Source organism: Mesorhizobium sp. M0563 (assembly GCF_040321065.1).
Lineage (GTDB): Bacteria > Pseudomonadota > Alphaproteobacteria > Rhizobiales > Rhizobiaceae > Mesorhizobium.
Window position 1 is genome coordinate 135719 of the sequence record NZ_JAMYQV010000014.1, and the last position, 23141, is coordinate 158859.

Annotated in this window: 23 protein-coding genes, 1 tRNA gene and 3 pseudogenes; 15 read left to right on the top strand and 12 right to left on the bottom strand. The window is 61.9% G+C overall.

Translation table 11 applies throughout. From position 1 onward, the window contains the following. The first annotated feature begins 97 nt into the window (after nt 1–97). Nucleotides 98–1423, top strand: coding sequence for a L,D-transpeptidase family protein (locus NKI50_RS18975; protein ID WP_352483562.1), 1326 nt, complete (start codon nt 98–100; stop codon nt 1421–1423). Nucleotides 1424–1428: 5 nt separating this feature from the next. After that, complete coding sequence (locus NKI50_RS18980) at nt 1429–1710, top strand: sulfurtransferase TusA family protein (RefSeq protein WP_352642964.1); 282 nt, start codon at nt 1429–1431, stop codon at nt 1708–1710. Nucleotides 1711–1931: 221 nt separating this feature from the next. On the opposite strand, the gene NKI50_RS18985 is transcribed toward NKI50_RS18980, so the two are convergent. Both NKI50_RS18985 and NKI50_RS18990 read right to left on the bottom strand, forming a co-directional pair. Continuing rightward, the gene (locus NKI50_RS18985; protein WP_352495636.1) at nt 1932–3050 is read right to left on the bottom strand and encodes a CobW family GTP-binding protein; all 1119 of its coding nucleotides are present in this window, start codon (nt 3048–3050) and stop codon (nt 1932–1934) included. 4 nt (nt 3051–3054) lie between these two features. Further along, a complete protein-coding gene (locus NKI50_RS18990; RefSeq protein WP_352495645.1) occupies nt 3055–4233 on the bottom strand; it encodes a D-alanyl-D-alanine carboxypeptidase family protein in 1179 nt (392 codons plus the stop codon). 270 nt (nt 4234–4503) lie between these two features. Here NKI50_RS18990 and NKI50_RS18995 point away from each other — a divergent pair, with 270 nt between their 5' ends. Then, nucleotides 4504–5667: a M20 aminoacylase family protein gene (locus NKI50_RS18995; protein WP_352495637.1), complete on the top strand. Its 1164-nt coding sequence runs from the start codon at nt 4504–4506 to the stop codon at nt 5665–5667. A gap of 72 nt (nt 5668–5739) precedes the next feature. On the opposite strand, the gene NKI50_RS19000 is transcribed toward NKI50_RS18995, so the two are convergent. The 6 genes from NKI50_RS19000 to NKI50_RS19025 all read right to left on the bottom strand — a co-directional run bounded on the left by NKI50_RS19000 (nt 5740) and on the right by NKI50_RS19025 (nt 9158). Next, nucleotides 5740–5883: a glycine zipper domain-containing protein gene (locus NKI50_RS19000; protein ID WP_352495638.1), complete on the bottom strand. Its 144-nt coding sequence runs from the start codon at nt 5881–5883 to the stop codon at nt 5740–5742. A 41-nt stretch (nt 5884–5924) separates the two neighbouring features. Continuing rightward, nucleotides 5925–6215 carry a hypothetical protein gene (locus tag NKI50_RS19005; protein ID WP_352642967.1) on the bottom strand — a complete coding sequence of 97 codons (291 nt, stop codon included), beginning with the start codon at nt 6213–6215 and terminating at the stop codon, nt 5925–5927. Between the two features lie 86 nt (nt 6216–6301). Then, nucleotides 6302–7327, bottom strand: a complete 1026-nt coding sequence (locus NKI50_RS19010; RefSeq protein WP_352591195.1) for an alpha/beta fold hydrolase — start codon at nt 7325–7327, stop codon at nt 6302–6304. A gap of 86 nt (nt 7328–7413) precedes the next feature. Beyond that, nucleotides 7414–7953 (bottom strand): TetR/AcrR family transcriptional regulator, encoded by a 540-nt coding sequence (locus tag NKI50_RS19015; RefSeq protein ID WP_352717311.1) that lies wholly within the window; start codon nt 7951–7953, stop codon nt 7414–7416. Between the two features lie 226 nt (nt 7954–8179). Next, entirely contained in the window at nt 8180–8704 is a 525-nt protein-coding gene (locus tag NKI50_RS19020) for a hypothetical protein (protein ID WP_502896926.1), read from the bottom strand. Between the two features lie 127 nt (nt 8705–8831). Then, on the bottom strand, nt 8832–9158 hold the full coding sequence (locus tag NKI50_RS19025; RefSeq protein ID WP_352717313.1) for a DUF1330 domain-containing protein: 327 nt from the start codon (nt 9156–9158) through the stop codon (nt 8832–8834). 340 nt (nt 9159–9498) lie between these two features. Between NKI50_RS19025 and NKI50_RS19030 the strand changes: the two are divergent. From NKI50_RS19030 to NKI50_RS19040, 3 genes and pseudogenes are all read left to right on the top strand, one after another. Then, a pseudogene (locus tag NKI50_RS19030) lies at nt 9499–10191 on the top strand (winged helix-turn-helix transcriptional regulator). 47 nt (nt 10192–10238) lie between these two features. Then, nucleotides 10239–10315: transfer RNA gene (locus NKI50_RS19035), tRNA-Arg, on the top strand. A gap of 762 nt (nt 10316–11077) precedes the next feature. Beyond that, nucleotides 11078–11371, top strand: a pseudogene (locus NKI50_RS19040) (DUF3363 domain-containing protein); the annotation flags it as partial. 12 nt (nt 11372–11383) lie between these two features. Here the strand turns inward: NKI50_RS19040 and NKI50_RS19045 are convergent. Next, complete coding sequence (locus NKI50_RS19045) at nt 11384–12298, bottom strand: LysR family transcriptional regulator (protein ID WP_023722340.1); 915 nt, start codon at nt 12296–12298, stop codon at nt 11384–11386. Nucleotides 12299–12504: 206 nt separating this feature from the next. Here NKI50_RS19045 and NKI50_RS19050 point away from each other — a divergent pair, with 206 nt between their 5' ends. Continuing rightward, the gene (locus tag NKI50_RS19050) at nt 12505–13140 is read left to right on the top strand and encodes a carboxymuconolactone decarboxylase family protein (RefSeq protein WP_023722339.1); all 636 of its coding nucleotides are present in this window, start codon (nt 12505–12507) and stop codon (nt 13138–13140) included. 307 nt (nt 13141–13447) lie between these two features. Here the strand turns inward: NKI50_RS19050 and NKI50_RS19055 are convergent, their stop codons facing one another. Together NKI50_RS19055 and NKI50_RS19060 are read right to left on the bottom strand one after the other, a co-directional pair. After that, complete coding sequence (locus NKI50_RS19055) at nt 13448–13885, bottom strand: hypothetical protein (protein WP_292659986.1); 438 nt, start codon at nt 13883–13885, stop codon at nt 13448–13450. Between the two features lie 364 nt (nt 13886–14249). Further along, entirely contained in the window at nt 14250–14924 is a 675-nt protein-coding gene (locus tag NKI50_RS19060; protein ID WP_352642975.1) for a protein-L-isoaspartate(D-aspartate) O-methyltransferase, read from the bottom strand. Between the two features lie 662 nt (nt 14925–15586). Here NKI50_RS19060 and NKI50_RS19065 point away from each other — a divergent pair. Then, nucleotides 15587–15892, top strand: a pseudogene (locus NKI50_RS19065) (diacylglycerol kinase); the annotation flags it as partial. A gap of 99 nt (nt 15893–15991) precedes the next feature. Here NKI50_RS19065 and NKI50_RS19070 read toward each other — a convergent pair. Beyond that, nucleotides 15992–16426, bottom strand: a complete 435-nt coding sequence (locus NKI50_RS19070; protein ID WP_352642984.1) for a DUF4143 domain-containing protein — start codon at nt 16424–16426, stop codon at nt 15992–15994. Between the two features lie 63 nt (nt 16427–16489). Between NKI50_RS19070 and NKI50_RS19075 the strand changes: the two genes are divergently transcribed. The 7 genes from NKI50_RS19075 (at nt 16490) to NKI50_RS19105 (ending at nt 22680) form a co-directional block, all read left to right on the top strand. Beyond that, nucleotides 16490–17692 (top strand): ABC transporter substrate-binding protein, encoded by a 1203-nt coding sequence (locus NKI50_RS19075; protein WP_031195079.1) that lies wholly within the window; start codon nt 16490–16492, stop codon nt 17690–17692. A gap of 76 nt (nt 17693–17768) precedes the next feature. Beyond that, entirely contained in the window at nt 17769–18635 is an 867-nt protein-coding gene (locus NKI50_RS19080) for a branched-chain amino acid ABC transporter permease (RefSeq protein ID WP_352717316.1), read from the top strand. 5 nt (nt 18636–18640) lie between these two features. After that, nucleotides 18641–19615, top strand: a complete 975-nt coding sequence (locus tag NKI50_RS19085; RefSeq protein ID WP_352495643.1) for a branched-chain amino acid ABC transporter permease — start codon at nt 18641–18643, stop codon at nt 19613–19615. Nucleotides 19616–19619: 4 nt separating this feature from the next. Further along, nucleotides 19620–20399: an ABC transporter ATP-binding protein gene (locus NKI50_RS19090; protein ID WP_352495644.1), complete on the top strand. Its 780-nt coding sequence runs from the start codon at nt 19620–19622 to the stop codon at nt 20397–20399. 2 nt (nt 20400–20401) lie between these two features. Next, the gene (locus tag NKI50_RS19095) at nt 20402–21124 is read left to right on the top strand and encodes an ABC transporter ATP-binding protein (protein ID WP_023722330.1); all 723 of its coding nucleotides are present in this window, start codon (nt 20402–20404) and stop codon (nt 21122–21124) included. Nucleotides 21125–21132: 8 nt separating this feature from the next. Next, the gene (locus NKI50_RS19100; protein WP_352642978.1) at nt 21133–21873 is read left to right on the top strand and encodes an aspartate/glutamate racemase family protein; all 741 of its coding nucleotides are present in this window, start codon (nt 21133–21135) and stop codon (nt 21871–21873) included. A 102-nt stretch (nt 21874–21975) separates the two neighbouring features. Beyond that, nucleotides 21976–22680: a GntR family transcriptional regulator gene (locus tag NKI50_RS19105; protein WP_023722328.1), complete on the top strand. Its 705-nt coding sequence runs from the start codon at nt 21976–21978 to the stop codon at nt 22678–22680. Nucleotides 22681–23141 lie beyond the last annotated feature (461 nt).

The following is a 23141-nucleotide window of genomic DNA, read 5'->3' on the forward strand; positions in this document are numbered from 1 at the left end:
TAAGGAATTTTCAAGGTTAACGGGCTTAAGGTCCGTCAGTGGTCAGTTTAGCAGCCGCGGCATCCGCGGCGCAGAGATGAAGACGATAGCCATATCCATGTTTGCCAAGCTTGCCCGCACCGGAGTTCTGATCGCTGCGATCGGCGTCGCCGGCTGCAATGATGCTTCGATGAAGGATTTTGCACCGCAGGCCAACAAGCCGCTGCCGGACAAGATCCTGGCCGAGATGAGGGCCAAGGGCATGGTCCGCACCTCTTCGGTGATGGCCCGCATCTTCAAGGAAGAAGGCAAGCTCGAAATCTGGAAGGCCAAGACCAACGGCCGCTACGACCTGGTCGCCAGCTACGACATCTGCAAATGGTCGGGCAAGCTCGGGCCGAAGTTCACCGAAGGCGACCGCCAAGCGCCGGAAGGCTTTTACACGGTCCGCCCGGCGCAGATGAACCCGCGGTCGAATTATCACCTGTCCTTCAACATCGGCTACCCGAACGCCTATGACCGCGCCAATGGCCGCACTGGTTCCAACCTGATGGTCCATGGCGCCTGCTCGTCGTCGGGCTGCTATTCGATGACCGACGCGCAGATCGAGCAGATCTACGCTTTCGGTCGTGACGCCTTCCAGGGCGGCCAGACCGAGTTCCAGATCCAGGCTTTTCCGTTCCGCATGACTGCAGCCAACATGGCGCGCTACCGCAACGACCCGAACTACGAATTCTGGAAGATGCTGAAGGTCGGCTACGACAATTTCGAAGTCACCAAGGTGCCGCCGAAAGTCGACGTCTGCGAGAAGCGCTACGTCTTCAACCAGGTTGCGGCCGACGGCTCGACCTTTAATCCGACCGGCGCTTGCCCTGCGACCACCCAGCCCGATTCACTGAAGAGCGCCATCAACGCCTATCAAAGCACCTATGAGGCGGCCTTCAACGGCGCCGTCAAGGCCAGCGTGCCGGCACCCAAGCCGACCATCGCCGGGATCAAGGAAGCCAGCATCGTTTCCGACTGGTCGAAACGGCGTGCCCGCGGCGAACGCGTGCCGATCGAGCCGCCGTCGCTCAACCCAGACGGCACGGTGACCGAGACGGCGCGCATGGGCCGCGTCGATTCGCCGGCCGGCCGCAAGATGGCGGCACTCGACGCCGAAAAGGCCGCCAAGCAGAAGGCCGAGGAACAAAGGCTAGCCGCCATTGAAGCGGCCAAGGCCGCCAAAGAGGCAGCCAAGGCGCAGGCGCTGGCCGAGAAGGAAGCGGCCAAGGCGCAGGCACTGGCTGAAAAGGAAGCTGCCAAGACCGCCGCCGAGATGCCTGTCGCCACCGCCACTGTAGCGCCATCGGAGGCCGCCCCGGCAGTCGAAACGCAGGCTGCGGACGCCGAAAGCACGGCGACAAGGTTGAAGAAAAAGCTGCTCGGCATGTTTGGCGGCTGAGCTTCATGCTTGAACAAGAAGATGGGGGCCAAGGAGACAGGCCCTCAACCAGCCCCGCCGCCGTCTACGACCTCAAAGGTCTGAACTGCCCGTTGCCCGCGCTCAAGGCCAAAAAGCGCTTGGCCGCAATGCCGCCGGGTAGCCGCCTCTGGCTCGAAACCACCGACCCCCTCGCCGTCATCGACATCCCCGCCTTCTGCGCCGAGAGCGGCCATCGGCTGATCGAAACGGCGGCAATATCGGGCGGCCACCGCTTCCTGGTCGAGCGCGGTACCGCCAGAGACTAATTTTCTTGCCAGCTTGGCGCCGCCCCTCATCGCCCTGCCGGGCACTTCTCCCCGTATAGTGACGGGGAGAAGGACGCTGTCATTGAGGATTTCGCCAATTTTGTCGCGCTGCAAAAAGAGTGCCGACGTTGCGATCAGTCCCTTCTCCCCGTCACTATACGGGGAGAAGGTGCCGGCAGGCGGATGAGGGGCAGCGCGGCGCGTGCGAGTAGGCGAAAAGCCTACCGCCCGGCAATAGCCAGCGGGTTGCTTTCCAGTGCCGCGCGGTCCGGCGTGTCGATCGACGGCCGGTTGGTGAAGGCGGCGAACAGCCGGCGGATATAGTCTTCCGGCATGTCGAGCGTGATCAGCACCAGCCTGGTGCCGCGCTGGCTGTCCGGCCAGGCCGGCAGTTGCACCGGCGGATGCAGGATCTTCTGCACGCCATGGATAACCAGCGGCCGCGACGGGTCTTCTGCAAGCTCGATGACGCCCTTCATCCGCAACAGGCGCTCGCCATGCGCCGAGCGCAGCAGATCGAGGAACATCTCGATTGCCGAAAACGGCACCGGCCCGTCATGAACCACCGAATACGCGCGGATGCGGGAATCGTGCCTGTGGCCATGGTCATGGTGACCGTGGTCGGCATGACCATGACCGCTGTGGTCATGGCTGCCAACATCATGGTCGTGGCCGGCTTCTTCGCCGAGCCAACGCTGCACATCGACGGATTTGGTGGCCGGATTGTAGAGGCCGCAATCGAACAGGGTCGCGGCGCTTGCCTGGCTCGCGTCGAGCACCACGGCACCCGGGTTGAGCTGCCTGAGCCGCGCCCGCAACGCCTCCGCGTCGCCTGCATCCGTGGCCAGGTCGGCCTTGCTGAGCACGATGCGATCGGCGACGGCCACCTGCTTCACCGCCTCGACATGGGCATCGAGCGTCGCATTGCCGTTGACGGCGTCGACCAGGGTGATGACGCCGTCGAGCCGGAAGGCCTGGACCAGGGCCGGGTGCGCCATGATCGACTGCAGCACAGGGGCGGGATCGGCGAGCCCGGTGGTCTCGACGACAACGCGGGCAAGCCGGTCGATGCGGCCGGTCTGCAGCCGGTCGACGAGGTCGGCCAACGTGTCGACCAGCTCGCCGCGCACCGTGCAACAGAGGCAGCCGTCGGAAAGCTGGATGATGCCATCGGACGCCTGCTCGACCAGAAGGTGGTCGATCGCCACTTCGCCGAACTCGTTGATGATGACGGCGGTGTCGGCGAGCGCGGGATTCCGGAGCAGCCGGTTGAGCAGCGTCGTCTTGCCGGCGCCGAGAAAGCCGGTGAGCACCGAAACGGGGATCGGGAAGCCGGCCATACGGCTAGTTCAGCGCCTTGGCCGGCCGTTGGACCTGCGCGGCGGTGGTGGACCCGGCCACGGCCGGCTCGGCGCCGGCCGGCGGCGCCCGGTCCGGCCGCCATGTCGGCAGCGGCACGTCGGCATATTCCTTCCCGGAGGCATCGAGCATCGCCTTCGGCTTCGGCCCCGTGGCGCCGCCGAGGCCGACGGCGATCAGCGTCGGCACATGGCCCAGCTTTTCCTGATAGGGCGATTTCGGCACGTCCTTGCCCTTGTCGCCGACGGCGGGTGCGGCTTCCGACTGCTCCTCGACCGGCTTCTTCTTGCAGATCTCGTCGTTCATGTCGTTGGCCGACATGGTGTCGCCATAGGCAGGCAGCGCTGCGACCGTCAGCCAACTCGGGGCCGGGGTTGCAAAGCCCTGGTCGAGCAGTTTTGCCGCCGCCTCGGCGCGGGTGACGGCCGATTGCTCGCCGAGCACCACGGCGACCAGGGTGCGGCCGTTGCGGGTAGCCGAGCCGATCATGTTGAAACCGGACGAGCAGACGAAACCGGTCTTCATGCCGTCGGCACCCGGATAGCGGCCGATCAGGAGGTTGTAGTTGGAGATCGCCTTCTTGCCGACGGCAAGGCCTTCGATCGAGAACCAGGGGGCATATTGCGGAAATTCCTTGCGGATCGCCATCACCAGCAAAGCGAGATCGCGCGCTGTCGTATACTGGTCCGGCGAATAGAGCCCGTTCGGATTGACGAAATGGGACCCGCTCATGCCGAGCCTCCGCGCCTCCGCATTCATGCGTTCGGCAAAGGCCGCTTGCGAACCGCCGATATTCTCGCCGACCGCCATGGCGATATCGTTGGCCGATTTGACCAGCATCATCTTCAGCGCATTGTCCAGCCGCATCACCGAACCCGGCTTGAAGCCCATCTTGCTCGGCGGCTCGCCGGCGGAATGTTTCGTCACCTTGATTGGCGAATCGAGCTGGACCTCGCCCGCGGCAATCGCACGAAACGCCACATAGGCGGTCATCAGCTTGGTCAGCGATGCCGGGTACCAGCGCCTGAACGCCTCCTGATGCTGCAGGATCTTGCCGCTGTTCAGGTCGAACAGGATGGTCGGATTGGCCAAGGCAGGCCCGGCCAGCGCCGCAAGCACCACCGCGCCCGCCACCAACAGTTTGAGGAAATGCCTATAGCGCATCATGAAAACCGAAATAGCCTCTTGCCGCAGTCGCCCCTGGCTCCGTAAGATTTCGTTACACGATCGCCAGGATAATGGTCCGGCTCTCTGTTCCCGGACCACAGTCGCGGTGCTATTTACTCTATGTGACGTCAACATGGCAAAGTGCTGCCGATCACAATGTGGAAGCAGCAGCACAATGCAAAGCAGCGTGCATGGTTGCAGGGCAGCAGGCACAATTGCACAGCAGCAGGTCAAGACCGCCTGCTCCAACAGCGAAATGGAACCATCATGCCGATCCTGAACCGAGCCGCCGAAATGCAGGATGAGGTGGCCGGCTGGCGCCGCCATTTGCATCAGACGCCGGAGCTGAATTTCGACGTCTTCAAGACCGCCGCCTTCGTCACCGAGAAGCTGAAGGCTTTCGGCTGCGACGACATCGTGACGGGTTTGGGCAAGACCGGCGTCGTCGGCATCATCCGCGGCCGCCACGGCGAAGGCTCGACGATCGGCCTGCGCGCCGACATGGACGCCCTGCCGCTCAACGAGATCAGCGGCAAATCCTATGCCTCGACCATCCCCGGCAAGATGCACGCCTGTGGCCATGACGGCCACACCGCGATGCTGTTGGGTGCCGCCAAATACCTCGCTGAAACGCGCAATTTCGCCGGCTCCGTCGCGGTCATCTTCCAGCCGGCCGAAGAGGGCGGCGGCGGCGGCAACGAGATGGTCAAGGACGGCATGATGGAGCGCTTCGGCATCTCCAAGGTGTTCGGCATGCACAACATGCCGGGCCTGCCGGTCGGCCAGTTCGCCATCAGGCCGGGCCCGATCATGGCGGCGACCGCCGAGTTCACCATCACCGTCAAGGGCCGGGGCGGCCACGCGGCGATGCCGCACGGCACCATCGATCCGATCGTCATCACCAGCCAGCTTGTCGGCGCATTGCAGACGATCGCCTCGCGCAGCACCGATCCGGTCGAGGCGGTGGTCGTCTCGGTGACGAAATTCCATGCCGGCGACGCCTATAACATCATTCCCGAGAGCGCCGAGATCGCCGGCACCGTACGCACGCTGAAGAAGGAGGTCGCCAAGAAGGCTGAAGAGCGCATCCGCGCGCTTTGCCAAGGCGTGGGCGCTGCCTTCGGCGCGACAATCGAGGTTGATTACAATGCCAACTACCCCGTCACCTTCAACCATCCGGAAGAGACGGTCTTTGCCAGCGACATCGCGGCCGACGTCGCCGGCGACAGCCATGTGCACCGCGCCATCCAGCCGGTGATGGGCGGCGAGGATTTCTCCTACATGCTGGAAGCGCGGCCGGGCGCCTTCATCTTCATCGGCAATGGCGATACCGCCGGCCTGCACAACCCGGCCTACGACTTCAACGACGAGGTCATCCCGCACGGCATGAGCTATTGGGTGAAGCTGGCGGAGACGGCGCTGGCGGCGTAGCCGTTCGGCATCGGCGGTGGGGCGACCGCCGCACCTCTGGGCGGCAAAATCGGGCAGGACATGTTCTGCTGGTCACTTCCGGCCGGACGACTTCCGGGCAAGGCCGAAGGCAATGCCCAGAGCAATACCTATACCACTGCCCGCAACAATGTTGTCCAACACGACGCCGATGGCCACGCCGATCACGACGCCGAGCGTGAGGTGTTTGGCATCCATTATGCCCGGTCATGTAGCGTGGAAGGGAAGAGCCGCAACCGCTACGGTCCGCTCTTCGGATCCTCGACCTCCAGCGCCTCCATAACCGGCGCCAGCTCATTGTCGTCGGCAGCGTGCGGCTCTTCGCCTGTCCTTGCCTTCTTCAGGGCTGCCTCGATCGCCTCCTGGATGTTGCCGAGCTCGTCTTCGCGAACCTCGTGGCCGTAGCCGGCAGCATCGGCATCCTGCTCGAATTGCTGCGCCAGGACGGCGACGCTCACCTCGCTCTCGGCCGGCAGATTGCCGACATTCTCCTGCAGCCAGGTTTCAAAGAACTCTTTTGTGGCGCTCATGAGGTGTCTCCTTCGGGACACTAAAGCGCGCCGGCATCCCGAAAGTTCCGCTATCTTAACCGTCTTTGCACCGCTCGCCATGTCGGCTACGCAGGAACCCGCCGCTTCAACCAATCGACCATTAGCGTGGTGACTTCGCCCGGCTTCTCCTGCTGTGACCAATGTCCACAGCCGGCGACCACATGTTTTTCGAGATCGGCGATGTGGGCGTCCATTCCATCCATCATCGCTGGAGATAACACGACGTCGTCCTCAGCGCCGATCATGAGCGAAGGCACTTTTATCGTCTGGTCGACATTCAAGCCGGCTCTCCAATTGCGGGACAAGTTGCGGTACCAGTTGATGCCCGGCGTGAAACCGGTGCGCCCGAAGCTCTCGGCATAGAAAGCAAGCTCGTCTGGCGTCGGGATCAGCTCGCCGGGCAGCGTCTTCGGCTCCGGCTGCGAGAGCGCCTGTAGGAATGTCATGTGTCGGGCCTGCGGCGGCAGCTTGGCGTATTGCGCGGCGGTGATAATACCCTTGCGCATATTGCTCCTGAACACCCGCGCCACGTCGTGCGCCATCAAACGGTCCGCGAGATCACCATCTTCGAACATCAGCACATACATGTCGGGATTGTAGACTTCGCGCATCTGCGCGATCGGGTCTTTTGCCGGGTTGGCAACGAACGGCTTGTCCGGGGCGGTCAGCCCCTTGGTGAGGCTCGGATGCAGCCACAGCATTTCATGGGGAATGAATGGCGTGTTGACACCGATGACGCCAGTGACCCGGCTCTGATGCAAAAGCGGCATCTGCCATGCGACCAGGCCGCCCCAGTCATGGCCCGCGAACACGGCCTTTTCGACGCCGAGAGCATCGAGGAGACCGACGAGATCGCCGGTCAGGTGGACCATGTCATAATCCTCGACCTTGGACGGCCGGTCGGTCAGACCATATCCGCGCTGGTCGGGAACAATGACGTGGTAGCCGGCGGCCGCGAGCGGCGCGATCTGGTGACGCCAGGAAAAGGCGAGTTCGGGAAAGCCGTGCAGCAAAACAACCGCCGGTCCCTTGCCGGCTTCATAAACAGCCATATCGATGCCGTTGGAGCGAACGTATCGGACCGGCGGCATGGCCGGCGACGCGCCAAAGACCGGCAGGCAAGGCGCAAGAAGACTGCCGGCGGTGCCGAGAAGCACCGCCCTGCGGGAAAGGGTGATCATGGCAGAAGTTTCCTTAGCTGCTCGAATTCTGATCGAATGACGGCCGGGCAGGCCGAGACGTCTCGGCCGGCGCGGATCAGCACGAGAATGCCTTGGTAGAGAAGCAGAAGCCTGACGACGTGGAGATCGACCTGCCCTCCACCGATCTGGCGCTCCACGACCTGCCGGATGGCGGCTTCCAGCACGGCGAAGCCTTCCGCGAGACCTTCCGAGGCGACCGACGGTTGCGCACCGAACTCGACAGCAGCGTTCGTTAACAAACAGCCGAGGTCGCCGGATTCCGGGGCGGGCAGCAACAACGACAGGAACAACTGTTCCAAACCATCCAGATCGCTTGCTTCGCCGATGTAGGTCTCGATACGGTGTCGGATGACGGCATCGATATAGTGGCCGAAGGCCGCCCGATAGAGACCTTCCTTGTCGCCAAAGGCATTGTAGATCGAGCCAGACGTCAGGCCGGTGGCATCGCTCAGATCCTTGATCGAAATTCCCGCGAAACCGGCCCGTCGAAACGCGTTCATCGCGTCCCCCAGCACAGTGGCTTCGTCAAATAGTCGCGGTCTGGTCATGGAGCAACCCAATGTAAAATGATCATTCTAGAATGAGCATTTTACATCGCCAGTCAAGCGACTCTTTTTGCAAAGACAGCTCGATGGGCACACAGGCACGCCAACGATGCCAGGTTGCATCGCGATCTCCCGGAGCTTGGCCCCTCTGTGAGATTAAAAACCAGGCGGCGTTGGCGCCGCCTGGCCCGGCTGCTTACTGGCTGGCAGCAGTCGTCGGTTCGCACGACACGTTCGGGTTCATGTCGGCGAACGCGCCGGTCGGGTTGCCCTTCCAGGCCCAGACATGCAGCTCGTAAAACGGGCCGAGGCCATAGCGGTTGGGCGCGCTGTTGAAGTTGAACAGATGCCCATCGAGCGAGGCCGGGCCTTTCGAGGTGATGTATTCGACCGCGATCAGTTTTAGCGTGCCGTCGGCCATCGGCTCGTACATCACCGCTTCGGGCTTGGCGACATCGACAGCGTCGTCCTTGAGGTAGCCGGGATTGACGTAGTGGATGCCCATGGCGCCGCCGGTGATGCCGCTGGCGCAGGGGATCGGCGCATAGCCCTCGGCGGTCGCCGCCGCCACATTCTCGAAGCGGCTGTTGGCGGCGCGTACCTTGTCGGCCAGCGGATTGGGACCGGACGCGGGCGCTGCCTGATGCGCCTGCGCCAATGCAGTGCAGGCCGACAGCAGCGCCGCGGCAGCGAGGAATTTGTTGCGAAAGTTGATTGTCATAGTCATTCCATTCTTCTTGAAAAGCACAGCCCGGGCGGCCGCCGGAAGTAAGGAGGTCCGGCAGGTGGGCGCTGTGGCTGTTGTTGCTGGGAGATCCCTGTCCCGATGCGACAAATGCAGGGGAAGATCATCCCTTCGGCAGATACGGGATGGTTCCGGCCAGATCGGAGTTGTCGATCAGCTGGAAACGGCTGTGGCTGCCGCCCTGACGGGCCGAAACAAAGGGTGCGTAGGCGGGATCGTCGGTGAAGGCGCGCGCCGCGGCCTCGGTCGGGAACGCCATCAAGGCAATCAGCGTCGTGTCGAGCGGCTTGCCTTCGAGCGTCTTCACATTGCCGCTGCGCGACAGATATCTGCCGCCGTGCTTGTGAACGAGGTCGTGGACCGACGCGGCATAGGCCGGCATCCACTTCGGGTCCCTCACCTTGATGTCTGCGATAACGTAAGCGGTCATGGGTCATGTCTCCTGGTCGTGCACAGGGGTATCCCGTGCAGCGGCAGAGGGGTCGCATGGCAAGGCCGGCGCCAGCCAGTCCGCGATCTGTACTGGTGCGGCGAATTCGAAATTCGCATTCACTTTGGAGCAACGCAGCGAGCGAATTTCGGATTCAAAAGCCACACCAGCAAGTGCTTGGATTTCCAGTGTGGTTTTGGATTTGAAGTTCCTAACGCTGATGCCACCCAGAAAGCAGGAACTTCAAATCCACCACACTTGGGCCGGTACAGTTTCTGTACTCGCCGCACCGCTGGGAAAGGCCTATGCTCCCGGCTGAGTTTGAGGGGAAGGCAACATCATGACCCAGGCCGGATACAAGCAGTTCTGCCCGTTATCGATGGCCGCGGAGGTGCTGTGCACCCGCTGGACCATGGTTCTGCTTCGCGAATTGGTGGCGGGCTCGACCCGTTTCAACGATCTGCGCCGCGGCGTCCCCAAAATGTCGCCGACCCTTCTGTCGCAACGGCTCAAGGAGCTCGAGCTGGCCGGGATCGTCGAGCGCAAGGAGGTGCGCGGCGAGAAAGGCATCTTCGAATACCGGATGACCGAGGCAGGCAGGGATCTGCGGTCCGTCGTCGAGGCGATGGGCTTTTGGGGGCAGAAATGGGTCGAGTCGCGGCTGTCGCTGAAGAACCTCGATCCGTCGCTGCTGATGTGGGACATGCGGCGCAATCTAAACGCGTCGCCGCTGCCCGACGGGCGCACGGTGATACAATTTCTGTACCAGGAGCTCCCCGCCTCCAAACGGTCGTGGTGGCTGATCGTCGAGAAGCACGGCGAGGTCGACCTCTGCTGGTAGGATCCGGGGTTCGATGTCGATCTCTACGTCTCGACCGACCTGCACACCATGACCGAAATCTGGATGGGGCTGATCACCGTCGAGAAGGCCGGGCCGAAAGTCATTCTGACGGGCGATCAGGATATCGCCCGCAAAATGCAGACTTGGCTGGGCCTGAGCCCGTTCGCTGTCGAACCCAAGCGAGCAGCCTAGCTGCCTCTTGGCGAAACGATCCGAAGCGGTTATGTGTCGGGCGCGATGGTCCCGTAGCTCAGTAGGATAGAGCGGCAGATTCCTAATCTGTAGGTCACAGGTTCGATTCCTGTCGGGATCACCAAGTTTTTCAAGCGCTTAGCCAACAAGCCGCCGTACTTTTTGGTAAATTAGTACGGCAATTAGTACGGCGAATTTCGCATGAACTTCGGCTTCAGCTGCTCAATCCAACCGAGTTGTGGATTTCCATGATTCTGGAATTGAGTAGATTGTTGGGACGGGCGGCCACCGATGTCGCTTCAGGTGGCGATTTGAGGTGGGGTCTGTCGAGACGCAATGCCGCGCCTCGGCAGGCATTGATTTTACGATGTTTTTTCTAGTCTAGGAGCCCACAGCGATTTGTATCACAGTTTGTATCTCAGTCCGTATCGCACGAGGCTGACCTAGCCACCTGGTAAAATGGCACGTCTTACGAGGCCTGAGCCGTAATCAATGTTGTCGTGCCAGCGCTACATACGGTCCCTTGCACGACAGCCATGGAGCCGAGAGCGGACTGGCAGCTCATAGGTGTGGATCACGGAAAAGTTCGCATTCGACGATTAAGAGCTGGATGACTGCTACCGCCCCCCATTTCCGACATTGATGGATGGGACGCGCGTCCCATAAGCAGCCAACGTCAGTGCCGAGGCTGCAAGGTCAAAGGGTGGCTTTCAGTAGGCCGGCTGTGGCTGCCCTCGAAAAATGCGGTACTGCAAGAACGAAATTTGTTGCCGAGGACCTGATCTGCAGCGCCATACTCTCACAGGGTCCTCAGCTCCTCGTCGGCAATCGCGGCTTGGATCGATCGACAGATCTTTCAGCGAACCTACAAATTTGAAGGGGCGCTTACCGGCGCAACCTGATCGCCACGCTTCAGGAACGCGAGGTTGACCGTGCCGGTGGGGAACTGGCGGCGAAAAAGGCACTGCCGTTCCGAGCTGCCGCCGAGGGCGAAACCGTGACCGGCACCTTCACCGGGGCCGCGCAGCTATCCAGTGGCAAGTTCGCCATCGTCGAGAAGTCCCACGAGTTCACGCTTGTCCCGTGGCGGCCAGTCATCGACCGCCAGCTCGGCCGCGAGGTCAGTGGCATCGTGCAGGGCGGATCGGTGTCCTGGCAGTTGGGGCGGCAGCGGGGATTGGGGCTTTCGCCCTCAAACCCCTTGACCGACTTCACTGAGCACCCGTCGCAGCCATTGATGCCCTGGGTCGGCGTCGTGGCGCGCATGCCAAGTCTGCACCACTCGAAATGAAGGAATATCCAATGGCGGCGGAAAAAGTCGGAGCGGTAGCCGCCCTGCCAACGGTGCGAAGAGACGACGGGGTTCCGTTGCCACGAGCTCGGAGGCATCGACCAGCATCGGTGCCATCAAGAAGTGGCCGACCGTCACGACGACATTCCTCTTCAATCCTTTCTCGGTGAGCACAGCATCGACATAGCCGCTCGGATTGCCCTTCATCGAAACCTGAAGATGGCGCAGCGAGAGATAGCGGTCGAGGTCGAGACTATCGGCCAGATCGGTGTGATCGCCGCGGCCAGCGCAGATGAAGTCCTCTTCGTATAGCAGTTCTTCTCGCATATGGGTCGGCGGCTGGGGGAAGTTGCCGGCGATGAGTTCGACTGCGCCGTCGTCCAGCATCGGCAAACCGACGCTGCGGCTCGTGTTGCGGACCACCAGAGAAACGCCTGGTGCTTCGCGGCCGAGCCGTGCAGTCAGACGCGGTAGCAGCACGAAAGCGGCATAATCGGAGAGACCGACCACGAATTGCCGAGTGCTTTCGGTCGGATCGAACGAGCGCCCGCCGAGCAGGACGCCTTCAACCTGTTCGAGGATCGACCGAACACTCGGCGCAATGTCCTGCGCCAGTGGCGTCGGCGTCATGCCGCGCGGGGATCGGACAAACAGCGGGTCTCCGAACAGAGCCCGAAGGCGATTGAGCGAATGGCTGACCGCCGGCTGGGTCAGCCCAATCCGCTCGGCCGCGCGCGTGGCGTGCCCTTCGGCAACGAGGGCGTCGAAGACGACCAGCAGATTGAGATCGACGTTAGCGATATGAATCTTCTTCATCACGGCGATGCTAATAATGAATTTGATTTATCGCAATCGCCGATGCAAGGTCTGACCTGAAATAAAGCGGGGGCGGGCAGAGTTAGAGAACATGAGTGTCAGGTCCCACCACCGCAGCAACGGGAAGAGTAAGTTCTCGCCGACGCTTTATTGAGGCTGCCTTCATCGCAGCAAGTTCTTTCGCCATCAGTCGGAGCGGGCAAGCCATGGCCTCGGAAACTCATGAGGATCGATTTTCACGCGGCCTGGAGATGCTCCGCCGGATCGGCGGGGAGAATTTCGATGGACCGATCAATGCTCTGGCGGAGACCTCCGCCGATTTGTCGCGCTTCACCGTCGAATATCCCTATGGCGATGTGTTGTCCCGCCCGGGGCTGGATCTCCCGCTAAGGCAGCTCTGCACCGTCTCGATGCTGCTGGCCGACGGAAGCGCCCAGCCGCAATTGAAGTTTCATATCGCCGGCTTTCTCAATGCCGGCGGCACCCCCGAAGCGATCGTCGAACTGCTCTTCGTCTCGGTCGCGGTCCTGGGCTTCCCTGCAACCGTCAATGCCGTCGGCATCGTCCGGTCGGTATTCGCCGAACGCGAGCTGGCATTTCAGCCCATCAAGCCCGCGACGGGTGACGGAGCGGGACGCGGATGGGCCGGACGCGAGATGCTGGAGCGGCTCGTAGCGGGCGACGCCCAGGGCTATTTTGACCGCTTCGCCGGCACCGCGCCCGACCTCGCGCAGCTTTCGATCGATTTCGGGTTCGGGGAGGCGCTGGCTCGGGACGGCCTCGATCACAAGGCCAAGCTGCTCGCGATCACGATTTGGCTTTCCCGGTCCCGATCGACATAGGTCCGCGACCTTCGACCCACCATGAAGCATCGAATTTTCGACAGCGAATGTATAGCGCTTATCCGGCGCGCATGTCGCTCTGTTCGAGCCTTTGAACCCCGGCGCTGACCACGGATGTGCTGGCAGCATTGGGATCTTTCCGGTTCGGATGGAAAAGATGCAGGAGGGGGCGTCGGCGTGCTCCTGCGGAAAGCCGCACCCCCTCATGCAAACGCAGCCTCCCCGCGTGGGGAGCGCTTGCCTGCGCTACGGCGGCGGCTTTCCATGCGAGCCGCTTTAAAAATGATGCTGCGAAACGGCTCCGGCTTTATCCGACGAACGCCTCACGCATCCGAGCGAACATGCCTGGCTGTCTCCCGGCAATCGCCGCACGGATGTGACGGGCGGCCGTTACGGCGCTCACCGTCGCGCCGAAATGACAATAGCAGATGATCTCATGCAATTGCCTGTCGGTCAGTTCGAAGAACCGCTTCGCTTCGCCGTAGTTGTCGTTTTCCAACCCGGCGGCGCGGAGGACAGGATCCTCGAAAGCGACTGAGATCGGCGAGCCGTCGCCGCGCATGGCCCCGCGTGATCTAACCGGCTGATACTCGGTCTGGTGTAGCGTCGAGAGTCGCCGGTCAGGGTTCCGTTCAAGGAGTTCCGCCCAGCGTTCAAGACGTTCGCTGCGCGACATGGCCTGGCGCAGGTAGTCCTGATCGATCTCGGCGACGATCTGCAGTTGCTCAAGCGTCTGGTGCTTCATTTTAGCCTCCTATTCGGACGATAGTTGGCCCACCCATATCCTTCTTATACCTGCGGCCAGCGTGACTCCGACCGATCGTGAAGTCCAATCACGATGATGCTGGGAGGGCTTCCCCCCACGAAAATGCGGAGGCTTCGCAAAGATCCGGCCATTAATTTGGCGAACGCGGTCAAATGCGCGGCTGTTCGACGATGTCGGTCTGGAGTCCGTGCCGATCGAGGTGATCGACGGGCAGAGTCTGTGCTGGAGTAGCCCGGCTCCATCGCTGGCCGGGCAGCGGGATCAAGCGAGTGGCAGTTTAGCTTCGAAACCGCCGAAGGCCGGGCTGATGCGAGTTCTCCGCCCGGTCGTTGGGCCCCCCTCATTAGACCGTTTCGAGACGGCTGAACCGAACTGGGATGAGTTTGCGAGTCTTCAGTTGCCCTGCCGCATCCTTGTCGATGACGGTCAGCAACTGCGCTTCTCCAGGTCCCACGGGCAGAACCAGGCGTCCCCCCGGCTTGAGCTGCTCAATCAAAGCCGGCGGCGCCCGCCCAGCCGCCACGGTGACCAGGATCTTGTCGAATGGGGCGTGCTCAGGCCAGCCGCGAGACCCGTCTCCGACACGAATGCCGACATTGGAGAAGCCGAGACCCCGCAGGAGAGCCTCGGCATGGCTTGCGAATTCCTCGATGATTTCGACGCTCCAAACTTGCCCGGCAAGGTCCGCGAGGATTGCGGTTTGGTAGCCTAGGCCGGTGCCGATCTCGAGCACTACCTCGTGCGGTTGCGGCGCAAGGAGATCGGTCATGAGAGCAACGATGAAGGGCTGCGAGACGGTTTTATCAAAGCCGATCGGCAGCGGCATGTCTTGGTAGGCATAAGGCGCAACTGATGCTGGCACGAAGAGATGCCGCGGTATCCGCCTCATCGCCGCCAATACCCGCTCATCGAGCGCCGCCTTGCCAAGTTCTTCGCTTGCAAGATCGGTGTGAATTGCAATCATCTCGACCATGTGCCTGCGTAGAACCGCGAGATGCTCTTCGTTCATCGGCTTCATGACGGGGGGGCGCTCCTCAACCAGTCTGCTGCCTGATAGCCTTATACCCTGTTCGTCTTGTCACAGTAACCATGTCGTCGAGAACGCGGCTTCGGTTGGGGCGGGTTGTACCGCCCTGCTATTTCATCGCCGTCCTTGGTGCTCTCCCGTTCCTCGCACCGGGGTGGAACGGCGTACGCATCAGAAGCTCGCCAGCCAGGCGACAACATCGATAAGCGGATCGCCAGCCAGTTGAGCACCAATAGGCCGAAGGCCAAAACGACGCCGAACCCTGCGCTGTCGTTCACCGGCTCCATCCCGTGCTGATCGTGCGTGATCTGGCGATTGACGATGGCCGAACCTGGGCGAGCCAGCAGCGCGATTCGCGCTGCAGGCCGGCCATACGATAATCAGCGTTAGCCCGCGTGGCGCTGCTGAGAAGAACCGGAATTTCGTGATGGCTTGCCGCCGCCATTGGGGCGGCACTGGGGGACTGGCTGTCCTTCTGGATCGGCAAACGGCTTGGAAAGCGGGTTTCGCACTATTGGCCCCTCTCCTGTTCTTCGAGCGGTGGGGGGTCGCCGGCGCTTCTTCGGTCCCTTGCGTGCATCCGTACCCATGGTGGCGGGCATCTGCGCGATGCCCGCTCTGACGTTTCAGTTTGCCAATATCGCTTCGGCTCGCCGGAGTTCGTAGCCGACGTTGCACGGTTTTTCGACGTCACGAGAGGACACGTCTTGCTCGCCGGTCCCAAGACGATCGCGAGCGTTCCGGATTTTGCTCGCGCGGATCGGGAACTTGTCGTCGTTCGCTCCAGTATGGATCCCGAGGACACGCTCAAGCGCTTTGCCGGCCGTGTCGTCTTCATCGGCGGCGGTCCACCGGTCTGGGACGCCTACGCGCGCTTCGTCAGCCACTGGGATGTCACGCGGCTGCCCTATGACGGGCCGGCGGACCGCTGGTTCGATGCAAGATGGCTTACGGGGGGGTGGCGAAGTTGCCAGAAATCACCGCGACCAATGAAGGCTCGGCTCGTATCGATCTGGGATTATTTAGACCACCTCGCGACCCAAGTTCTAGACCGCATTTTATGCAACTTTACATCGAACACAGAACCGACAGCGGTGCAGCTTGCAATTATTTCGCCGAACGGCGTCACACGGTGATGGTCGTGCAGCACCAGCCCGCGCACAAAACGATCGCGGACTCCTTCCTGCAACTGGCGCAATCCCCGAAAGTCCTGCGGAACCGTTTGCGGAGGCCTTCACCTCGATACCGACGACCCGACCGCGTCGATCCTCGATCACGACGCCGACCTCGTCCTGATCCTTGGTCCGGTAGTGTGAGAAAGACACCCGTCGCTCTGACCACCATGCGAGCTTCAGGAATTCCGACACCACGAACCTCTCGAGCAAAGCACCGAACCGCGATCGGTCCCACGTTCTTCGTCTACGGCCGCTCACAGATTGTCGACAATCTGAGAAAGTTTTGTTGACAGGTGATTGATTTGAGCTTTCACTCACAAAAATCCGCGTATCGGTCGGGTTCTGTCGCAACAATGCGCGGCCTCCAAAGGGGAAAGAACAATGATCAACAGACGTTCAATAATCACATCCGCGGCGCGCGGCGCCGTCTCCGCGCTGGCAATCATGGCCGGCGGCACAATAGCGGTGCACGCCGCCAACAAGGAACTCAAGATCGGCTTTGTCGGCGTGACGAGTGGCGCGGCCGCTGCGTGGGGCACATCCAACGTCCGCTCGATGCAGACGCGCGCCGCCTGGATCAACGAAACCGGCGGTGTGAAGATTGGTGACGAGACCTATGACGTCAAAATCGTCACCTTCGACGACCAGAAGGACCCGAAGCGGGCGATCGCCGGCATGGAGAAGATGGCCCAGGAGGGCATCCACTATGTCGTCGGTCCGAATGTCGACGACGGCGCGGCGGCGGTGCGTCCCGTGGCAGAATCCAAGGGCATCATCTATTTTCCCTACGCATTCCCGAAGGAACTCTACACCCCGCCGGCATCCAACGCCGTGCTCGGCATGATCGCCAACTACCAGTCGGCTCCGGCGATCTACAAATATCTCATGGAAAACAGGGGCGTGAAAAAAGTTGCCTTTGTCGCCGCCAACGAATCCGATCCGCTGAGCCAGCGGGATGGCGGTGTTGCCGCGGCAAAGGCGCTCGGGCTCGAGGTTGTGGCTGCCACGGATGTCTACCAAAACGATACCCGCGATTTCACGCCGGTACTGACGCCGATCGTTTTGCAAAAACCGGACCTGCTGGTGCTTTCGGGCGTCGCGCCGGGCAATGCGCCGCTGCTGATCCGCGCCGCGCGCGAGCTCGGCTACGAAGGCCTGATCTCCACCGAAACGGCGCAGGATGCCAAGGTGTTGGAAGAGGGCGCGGGCGAGTTGGCCAACGGCTTCATCTCGGTCGGCGGCGCATCGACGCCCGAAATCGCGTCCGACACGATGAAGGAGTTCGTCGAACGCTATACGAAAATGTTCGGCGAATACAATGACGAGTCCAACACCAAGGTCTACGCGCTCGAATACATCATCGAGACGCTGAAGGCGAACCCGGCCGCGATCGACAATGTCGAGGAGTTCAAGAAGACGATCGACACTTTCTCGGCGCCCAATCCCTATCTGAAGGACGATGCCAAGCTGACCTATGTCGGAATGACGTCGTTTGGCCAGAAGCGCCAGCTTTCGGTCCCGATGGTGGTCACGGAATACCGCGACGGCAAGTTCGAGACGCTCTTCGTCGCTCAAGTCGATTGACGCAACTGCACTGAAGCGGATTGCCGCAGAGACTCGAGCATTCGTCTTCAGCCTCTGAACGGCCGGAACCATCCTGATGGAACAAGTCATCGCCAACGGGCTTTATCTTGGCGCGCAATACGCCTTGATCGCGCTCGGTCTGACCCTGATCTTCGCGCTAATGAACGTGCTTAACTTTGCCCATGGGCAGATGTACGTTCTCGGCGGCTTCGTCACCTACACCGTCTATGGCCAGCTCGGCATGCCTTTCGTCGTCGCGCTCGTCGCGTCCGGGGTCACGCTGCTGGTCATTGGAGCGCTTGTCGAGAAATTCCTTTTCAGGACGGTGATTAAGCGAAGCGTGCGGGAGGAAAGTACGATGCTTCTCGCGGCGGCGGTCGCATTCTTCCTCGACGCCGTGATCCTCCTCCTGTTCGGCGAAAAGCAGCGCGGCGTGCCGAAGATCGTCAAAGGCGTCTTCGTCTCCGACAGCCTCATAATGCCTTACGACCGGCTGCTGGTCGGCGCACTCGCCATACTGTTCATCGCCTCCTTCGTGCTTTTCATGCAGTACAGCAAGCCGGGACGTGCCATGCGGGCGCTGGCGCAGGACCGGGTCGCGGCGCAGCTGATGGGCGTCGAGGTCGACCGCTATTCGATGATCGGCTTTGCGCTCGGCGCCATGCTTGCCGGCATAGTCGGGGGGCTGCTGGTCGCCATCACCGGCGTCAATTCGGGCATCGGCGGGCCGATCTCGATCAAGGCGTTCTTGATGGTGATGATCGGCGGGGCCGGCGTGGTCAGCGGAGCGATCGCCGGCGGCTTCATCCTCGCCATGATGGAATCGGTCGGCCTGACGGTGCTACGCCAATATGGCGACGTCACTTATCTCGTCATCTTCGCCGCGCTGATGGTGTTCCTGAGCATCCGCCCGAACGGGCTCATGGGCAAGCCGTGGGGATGATGGACATGAAGCGTACACGCAACATCCTCGTCGTCGCTGTCTTCCTGCTGGTCGTACTCGTCGGCGTGCCCTGGCTGATTGAGGCGACCGGTCGGCTCGACCTCTACTACACGCTGACCTCGGTCGCGCTGCTCAGCATCGCCAGCGCCGGGGTGTGGGTGACTTTCTACATCGGCCGCATAAATATCGGCCAGGGCGCCTTCGCGCTTATGGGCGGCTATGTTTCGGCCATTCTTGTCGTCCAGTACGGTGTGTCGTTCTGGCTGACACTGCCGCTGGCTGGGCTATTCTGCGCCGCTGCAAGCGTGCTGATCGGACTGCCCATCCTCAGACTTCGCGGCGTTTATTTCGCCATGGTCACGCTGGTTTTGACCGAAGTGGCGCGGCTGCTCGCGCTGGCGCTGCCGATCACCAACGGAGCCAAGGGCATGGTCAGCATTCCGCTCCCCGGCGGCATCTCGATCTTCGGGCTGACCATCCTTCCAGATTTCGCGGCGCTCCCCAATCCGCGTCCCGCCTTCTATCTGGTGTCGGTTGTGCTGATGGTGCTGTGCTTTGCGGCGCTCTACCGCCTAGTCCATTCGCGCATTGGCAAACTCTGCCAGTCGTTGCAGCAGAACGAGGAACTGGCCTCCTCGATCGGCGTCAACATCGCCTATCTGCGCGTTATCGCCTACGCCATCTCCTCATTCCTCGGCGGTCTCGGCGGTGCGATGTTCGTCGCCATCTCGCAGTCGATCTATCCGTCGAGCTTCACCGTCACCGACTCGGTGAACTTCATGCTGAACTGCTTCCTCGGCGGGCTCGGCCACGTCTTCGGGCCGATGATCGGCACCTTCGTGCTCTATTTCGGCTGGGATTTCCTGTTCGAGACCGGCGAGTTCCAGTTGCTGATCTTCTCTTCGGTGCTGATCGCGCTGATGCTGTTCCTTCCCAACGGCCTGCTCAGCCTCAGGCTGTTCGGCAAGAAGCAGGGCTAGGACCATGACTGAGCTTCTCCAGATCAAGGCAGTGACCAAACGCTTCGGCGGGCTGGTCGCGGTCAACAATGTTTCCTTCGCGGTCCGCGAACGCGAAATCCTCTCCGTCATCGGCCCCAACGGCGCCGGCAAGTCGACGCTGTTCAAGTTGATTTCCTCTTTCCTCAATCCGACCTCGGGCGAAGTGCTATTCCGGGGAGAGCGGATTTCAGGCCTGGCGCCGCATATCGTCGCCCGGAAGGGCGTGGTGCGCACGTTCCAGGAGACGACGATCTTCAAGGGCATGACGGTGCGCGACAATGTCATCATCGCGCATCACCTGCGTTCCAATGCCAGCCTTGCCGGCTTCTATCTCGGCACGAACACCGCACGGCGCGACGAGGATGAATTCGGCCGCTCGGCCGACGAGATCATCGACTTCCTCGATCTCGGCACGCAACGGCATGAGATCGCCAGCACGCTGCCGCACGGCCATCTGCGCGCGCTCGGGATTGCCATCGGGCTCGCTACCAACCCGACCGTGCTTCTGCTCGACGAGCCCTTCGCCGGCATGAACCATGACGAAACCGTGCGCGCGGTGGAGATGGTGCGCGGCGTGCGGAAGCGCGGCGTGACTGTCCTGCTGGTCGAGCACGATATGCCCGCCGTCATGAACATTTCCGACCGCATCGTCGTCCTGAACTTCGGTGTGAAAATCGCCGAGGGAACGCCGAAGGAAATCCAGGAGAACGAAAAGGTCATCGAGGCCTATCTCGGCGTCGAAGATGAGACGATCGGATTTTAGCCATGAGCGAACTGCTGAAAGTCTCCGACATCGAACTCTACTACGACCATGTCTATGCACTGAAGGGCGTGTCGCTCAACGTCAACGAGGGCGAGACCGTCGCGCTGATCGGCGCGAACGGCGCGGGCAAATCCTCGATCCTGCGCGCCATCACCGGCCTGAAGAAAGTCCGCAGCGGCGAGATTCATTTCCGGGGCCACCGCATCGACGGAACGCGCCCGGACGAGCTGGTCAGGATGGGCATCGCCATGGTGCCGGAGGGTCGGCGCGTCTTTTCCTACATGACGGTGCGCGACAATCTGATGATGGGCGCCTTCACCCGCACCGACAAGGCCGAAATCGCCAGGACGCTGGACATGGTGCTCGCGCGCTTTCCGCGCCTGAAGGAACGCTATTCCCAGACGGCGGGCACGATGAGCGGCGGCGAACAGCAGATGCTGGTGATCGGGCGGGCGCTAATGGCCAAACCGAAGCTTCTGCTGCTCGATGAACCCTCGCTCGGCGTCGCGCCGAAGCTCGTCCAGGACATCGCCCGCTCCATCGTGGCGATCAATCGCGACGAAAAGGTCAGCGTTCTCTTGGTCGAGCAGAATTCGCGCATGGCGCTGCGCATCTCGCAGCGCGCCTACGCACTGACGACCGGAAAGATCGCGCTGGCCGGACATTCGGCTGAGCTGCTTGGCGACGACCGGGTCAAGAAACTCTATCTCGGCGGCGAAATATGAAAGCGCAAATGGACATACTCGTCGTCAATCCCAACACCACTGCGTCCATGACCGAAAAGATCAGCGAGGCGGCGCGCGGCGCGGCTTCGGCCGGCACCAGGATCATCGCCGTCAATCCGAAGGACGGGCCGCCGAGCGTCGAAGGCTATTTCGACGAGGTCTTCGCCATCCCGGGAATGATCGGCGAGATCCAGAGATATCCGGCGGCGAGCGCCTGCGTCATCGCCTGCTTCGACGACACCGGCCTCGACGCAGTACGCTGCGTCGGCGAGATGCCGGTGGTCGGCATCGGCGAAGCGGCGTTTCACATGGCGAGCCTAATTGCCGGCAAGTTCAGCGTGGTGACGACGCTGTCGCGTTCGGTGCCGGCGATCGAGCACAATCTGGTGCGCTACGGCCTCGCCAGCCGCTGCGCTAGGGTGCGGGCAAGCGACGTTCCCGTTCTGGAGCTCGAAGTGCCCGGCTCCAACGCCCGCCATCGAATTTCGGAGGAGATCGAGCGCGCCATCCGCGACGACCGGGCCGAAGCGATTGTGCTGGGATGCGCCGGCATGGCCGACCTCGCCGCCGCGTTCAGCCGCGAACATGGCCTTCCTGTGCTCGACGGCGTCGCCTGCGCGGTACAACTCTGCGAGAGCCTCGTCAGCCTTGGCCTGTCGACCTCGAAGCGCGGCGGCTACCAGGTTCCACTCGAAAAGTCCTTCGCCGGAATCTTTGCGTCCTTTTCGCCCTCCGGCCGTGTATCCTGATGCGTGCAAAATTGTTGACATTCCCACACAGGATGTTCGATGTCCGGCCGGAAACGCGGTGTTCGCGCCGCTATGCGATCCGGCCGCCGGGACAATGAGACGATGGACCTGCTTGGACCAAAGACACGGGATGGCGACAAGCCGACGATGCGCTGGTTTCCGGTCTATGCCGGCCTGCGCGACGCCATCGTCAGCCACCGCCTCGCACCGGGCACAAAGCTGCCCGAGGACGAGCTCGCCTCGATCTATTCGGTAAGCCGCGCGGTGATACGCGCGGCGCTGCAGGCGCTGTCGCATGACCGCTTGGCTCGGCTCGAGCCGAACCGCGGCGCGTTCGTCGCCCAGCCGACCAAGCAGGAAGCGCGCGAGGTGTTCGAAGCGCGAGCGCTGATCGAGCCCAAGGTCGCGGCGCTTGCCGCCGAAGTGGCAAAGCCGGCCGAGATCGCGCAACTGCGGCTTCATCTCGAAAAAGAGCACGAGGCCCTGCATGCCGGCCGCGACAGCGACGCCATAATGCTGTCGGCAAAATTCCATGTCGGCATCGCTGAAATCGCCGGCCATTCGATCCTGACCGGCTTCGTCAAGGACCTGTTGTCGCGGTCGTCGCTGATCATCGCGCTCTACTGGCGTCGCCGCGACACCACCTGCGAAAGCCACGCCCATCACGCCCTCGTTGATTCCATCGAAAAGCACGACGCAAAAAACGCGTCCGACCTGATGCAAAGTCATCTCATCGACCTTCTGTCGGGCCTTGATCTGTCGCTTGGCGAGAAGAAGCCCGAGAGCCTGTCGGACATCTTGCGCTGATCTCCGCTGTCAAACTCTTCGCCGGAGTTCGCCTATGTCCGCACGTGCTGGGCGTGATCGAAGCAATGCATAGCATGCATCGGTCCATGAGGACTGCTTCTTCGTTCCTGCCGTCATAACAGTAGCGCTCGTTGAGTCCGCGGCGCTGCCCCCCAGCTTCAGCTACTCCTGCTGCCGCACAACGGACGGGCAATGCGCCGATCAGAGCTTGAGGCACGCAGTCGCAGCAAGGATTGGCAAACTGCCGGTTCTGTTTATGCGACTTTGGAAGCACAAAAGGGGAACATCTAGCGGCTTATGTGTTTTCGACGTCAACAGCCTCTGGCGGTCAGATCGGCGATCGACCGGCATTGTGAATGCCTGGAAGGGGCCGGAAAGTTGTGTGCGTCAAGTTCTGCAAAAATGGCGTGGCAGTAGCTGTGACGTCGGCGTGTCCGCCGCGCAGCCCCCGTGTTTAGCGG

What these genes read in the sequence shown, in the direction of transcription:
- NKI50_RS19050 (WP_023722339.1), top strand. Translation starts at nt 12,505, where the DNA reads ATGGCCTCGGAAACTCATGAGGATCGATTTTCACGCGGCCTGGAGATG.
- NKI50_RS18985 (WP_352495636.1), bottom strand. Translation starts at nt 3,050, where the DNA reads ATGGCCGGCTTCCCGATCCCCGTTTCGGTGCTCACCGGCTTTCTCGGC.
- NKI50_RS19025 (WP_352717313.1), bottom strand. Translation starts at nt 9,158, where the DNA reads ATGACCGCTTACGTTATCGCAGACATCAAGGTGAGGGACCCGAAGTGG.
- NKI50_RS18975 (WP_352483562.1), top strand. Translation starts at nt 98, where the DNA reads ATGTTTGCCAAGCTTGCCCGCACCGGAGTTCTGATCGCTGCGATCGGC.
- NKI50_RS19100 (WP_352642978.1), top strand. Translation starts at nt 21,133, where the DNA reads ATGGACATACTCGTCGTCAATCCCAACACCACTGCGTCCATGACCGAA.
- NKI50_RS18980 (WP_352642964.1), top strand. Translation starts at nt 1,429, where the DNA reads ATGCTTGAACAAGAAGATGGGGGCCAAGGAGACAGGCCCTCAACCAGC.
- NKI50_RS19090 (WP_352495644.1), top strand. Translation starts at nt 19,620, where the DNA reads ATGACTGAGCTTCTCCAGATCAAGGCAGTGACCAAACGCTTCGGCGGG.
- NKI50_RS19080 (WP_352717316.1), top strand. Translation starts at nt 17,769, where the DNA reads ATGGAACAAGTCATCGCCAACGGGCTTTATCTTGGCGCGCAATACGCC.
- NKI50_RS19095 (WP_023722330.1), top strand. Translation starts at nt 20,402, where the DNA reads ATGAGCGAACTGCTGAAAGTCTCCGACATCGAACTCTACTACGACCAT.
- NKI50_RS19085 (WP_352495643.1), top strand. Translation starts at nt 18,641, where the DNA reads ATGAAGCGTACACGCAACATCCTCGTCGTCGCTGTCTTCCTGCTGGTC.
- NKI50_RS19020 (WP_502896926.1), bottom strand. Translation starts at nt 8,704, where the DNA reads ATGACAATCAACTTTCGCAACAAATTCCTCGCTGCCGCGGCGCTGCTG.
- NKI50_RS19055 (WP_292659986.1), bottom strand. Translation starts at nt 13,885, where the DNA reads ATGAAGCACCAGACGCTTGAGCAACTGCAGATCGTCGCCGAGATCGAT.
- NKI50_RS18990 (WP_352495645.1), bottom strand. Translation starts at nt 4,233, where the DNA reads ATGCGCTATAGGCATTTCCTCAAACTGTTGGTGGCGGGCGCGGTGGTG.
- NKI50_RS19005 (WP_352642967.1), bottom strand. Translation starts at nt 6,215, where the DNA reads ATGAGCGCCACAAAAGAGTTCTTTGAAACCTGGCTGCAGGAGAATGTC.
- NKI50_RS19075 (WP_031195079.1), top strand. Translation starts at nt 16,490, where the DNA reads ATGATCAACAGACGTTCAATAATCACATCCGCGGCGCGCGGCGCCGTC.
- NKI50_RS19105 (WP_023722328.1), top strand. Translation starts at nt 21,976, where the DNA reads ATGGACCTGCTTGGACCAAAGACACGGGATGGCGACAAGCCGACGATG.
- NKI50_RS19060 (WP_352642975.1), bottom strand. Translation starts at nt 14,924, where the DNA reads ATGAAGCCGATGAACGAAGAGCATCTCGCGGTTCTACGCAGGCACATG.
- NKI50_RS18995 (WP_352495637.1), top strand. Translation starts at nt 4,504, where the DNA reads ATGCCGATCCTGAACCGAGCCGCCGAAATGCAGGATGAGGTGGCCGGC.
- NKI50_RS19000 (WP_352495638.1), bottom strand. Translation starts at nt 5,883, where the DNA reads ATGGATGCCAAACACCTCACGCTCGGCGTCGTGATCGGCGTGGCCATC.
- NKI50_RS19010 (WP_352591195.1), bottom strand. Translation starts at nt 7,327, where the DNA reads ATGCCGCCGGTCCGATACGTTCGCTCCAACGGCATCGATATGGCTGTT.
- NKI50_RS19045 (WP_023722340.1), bottom strand. Translation starts at nt 12,298, where the DNA reads ATGAAGAAGATTCATATCGCTAACGTCGATCTCAATCTGCTGGTCGTC.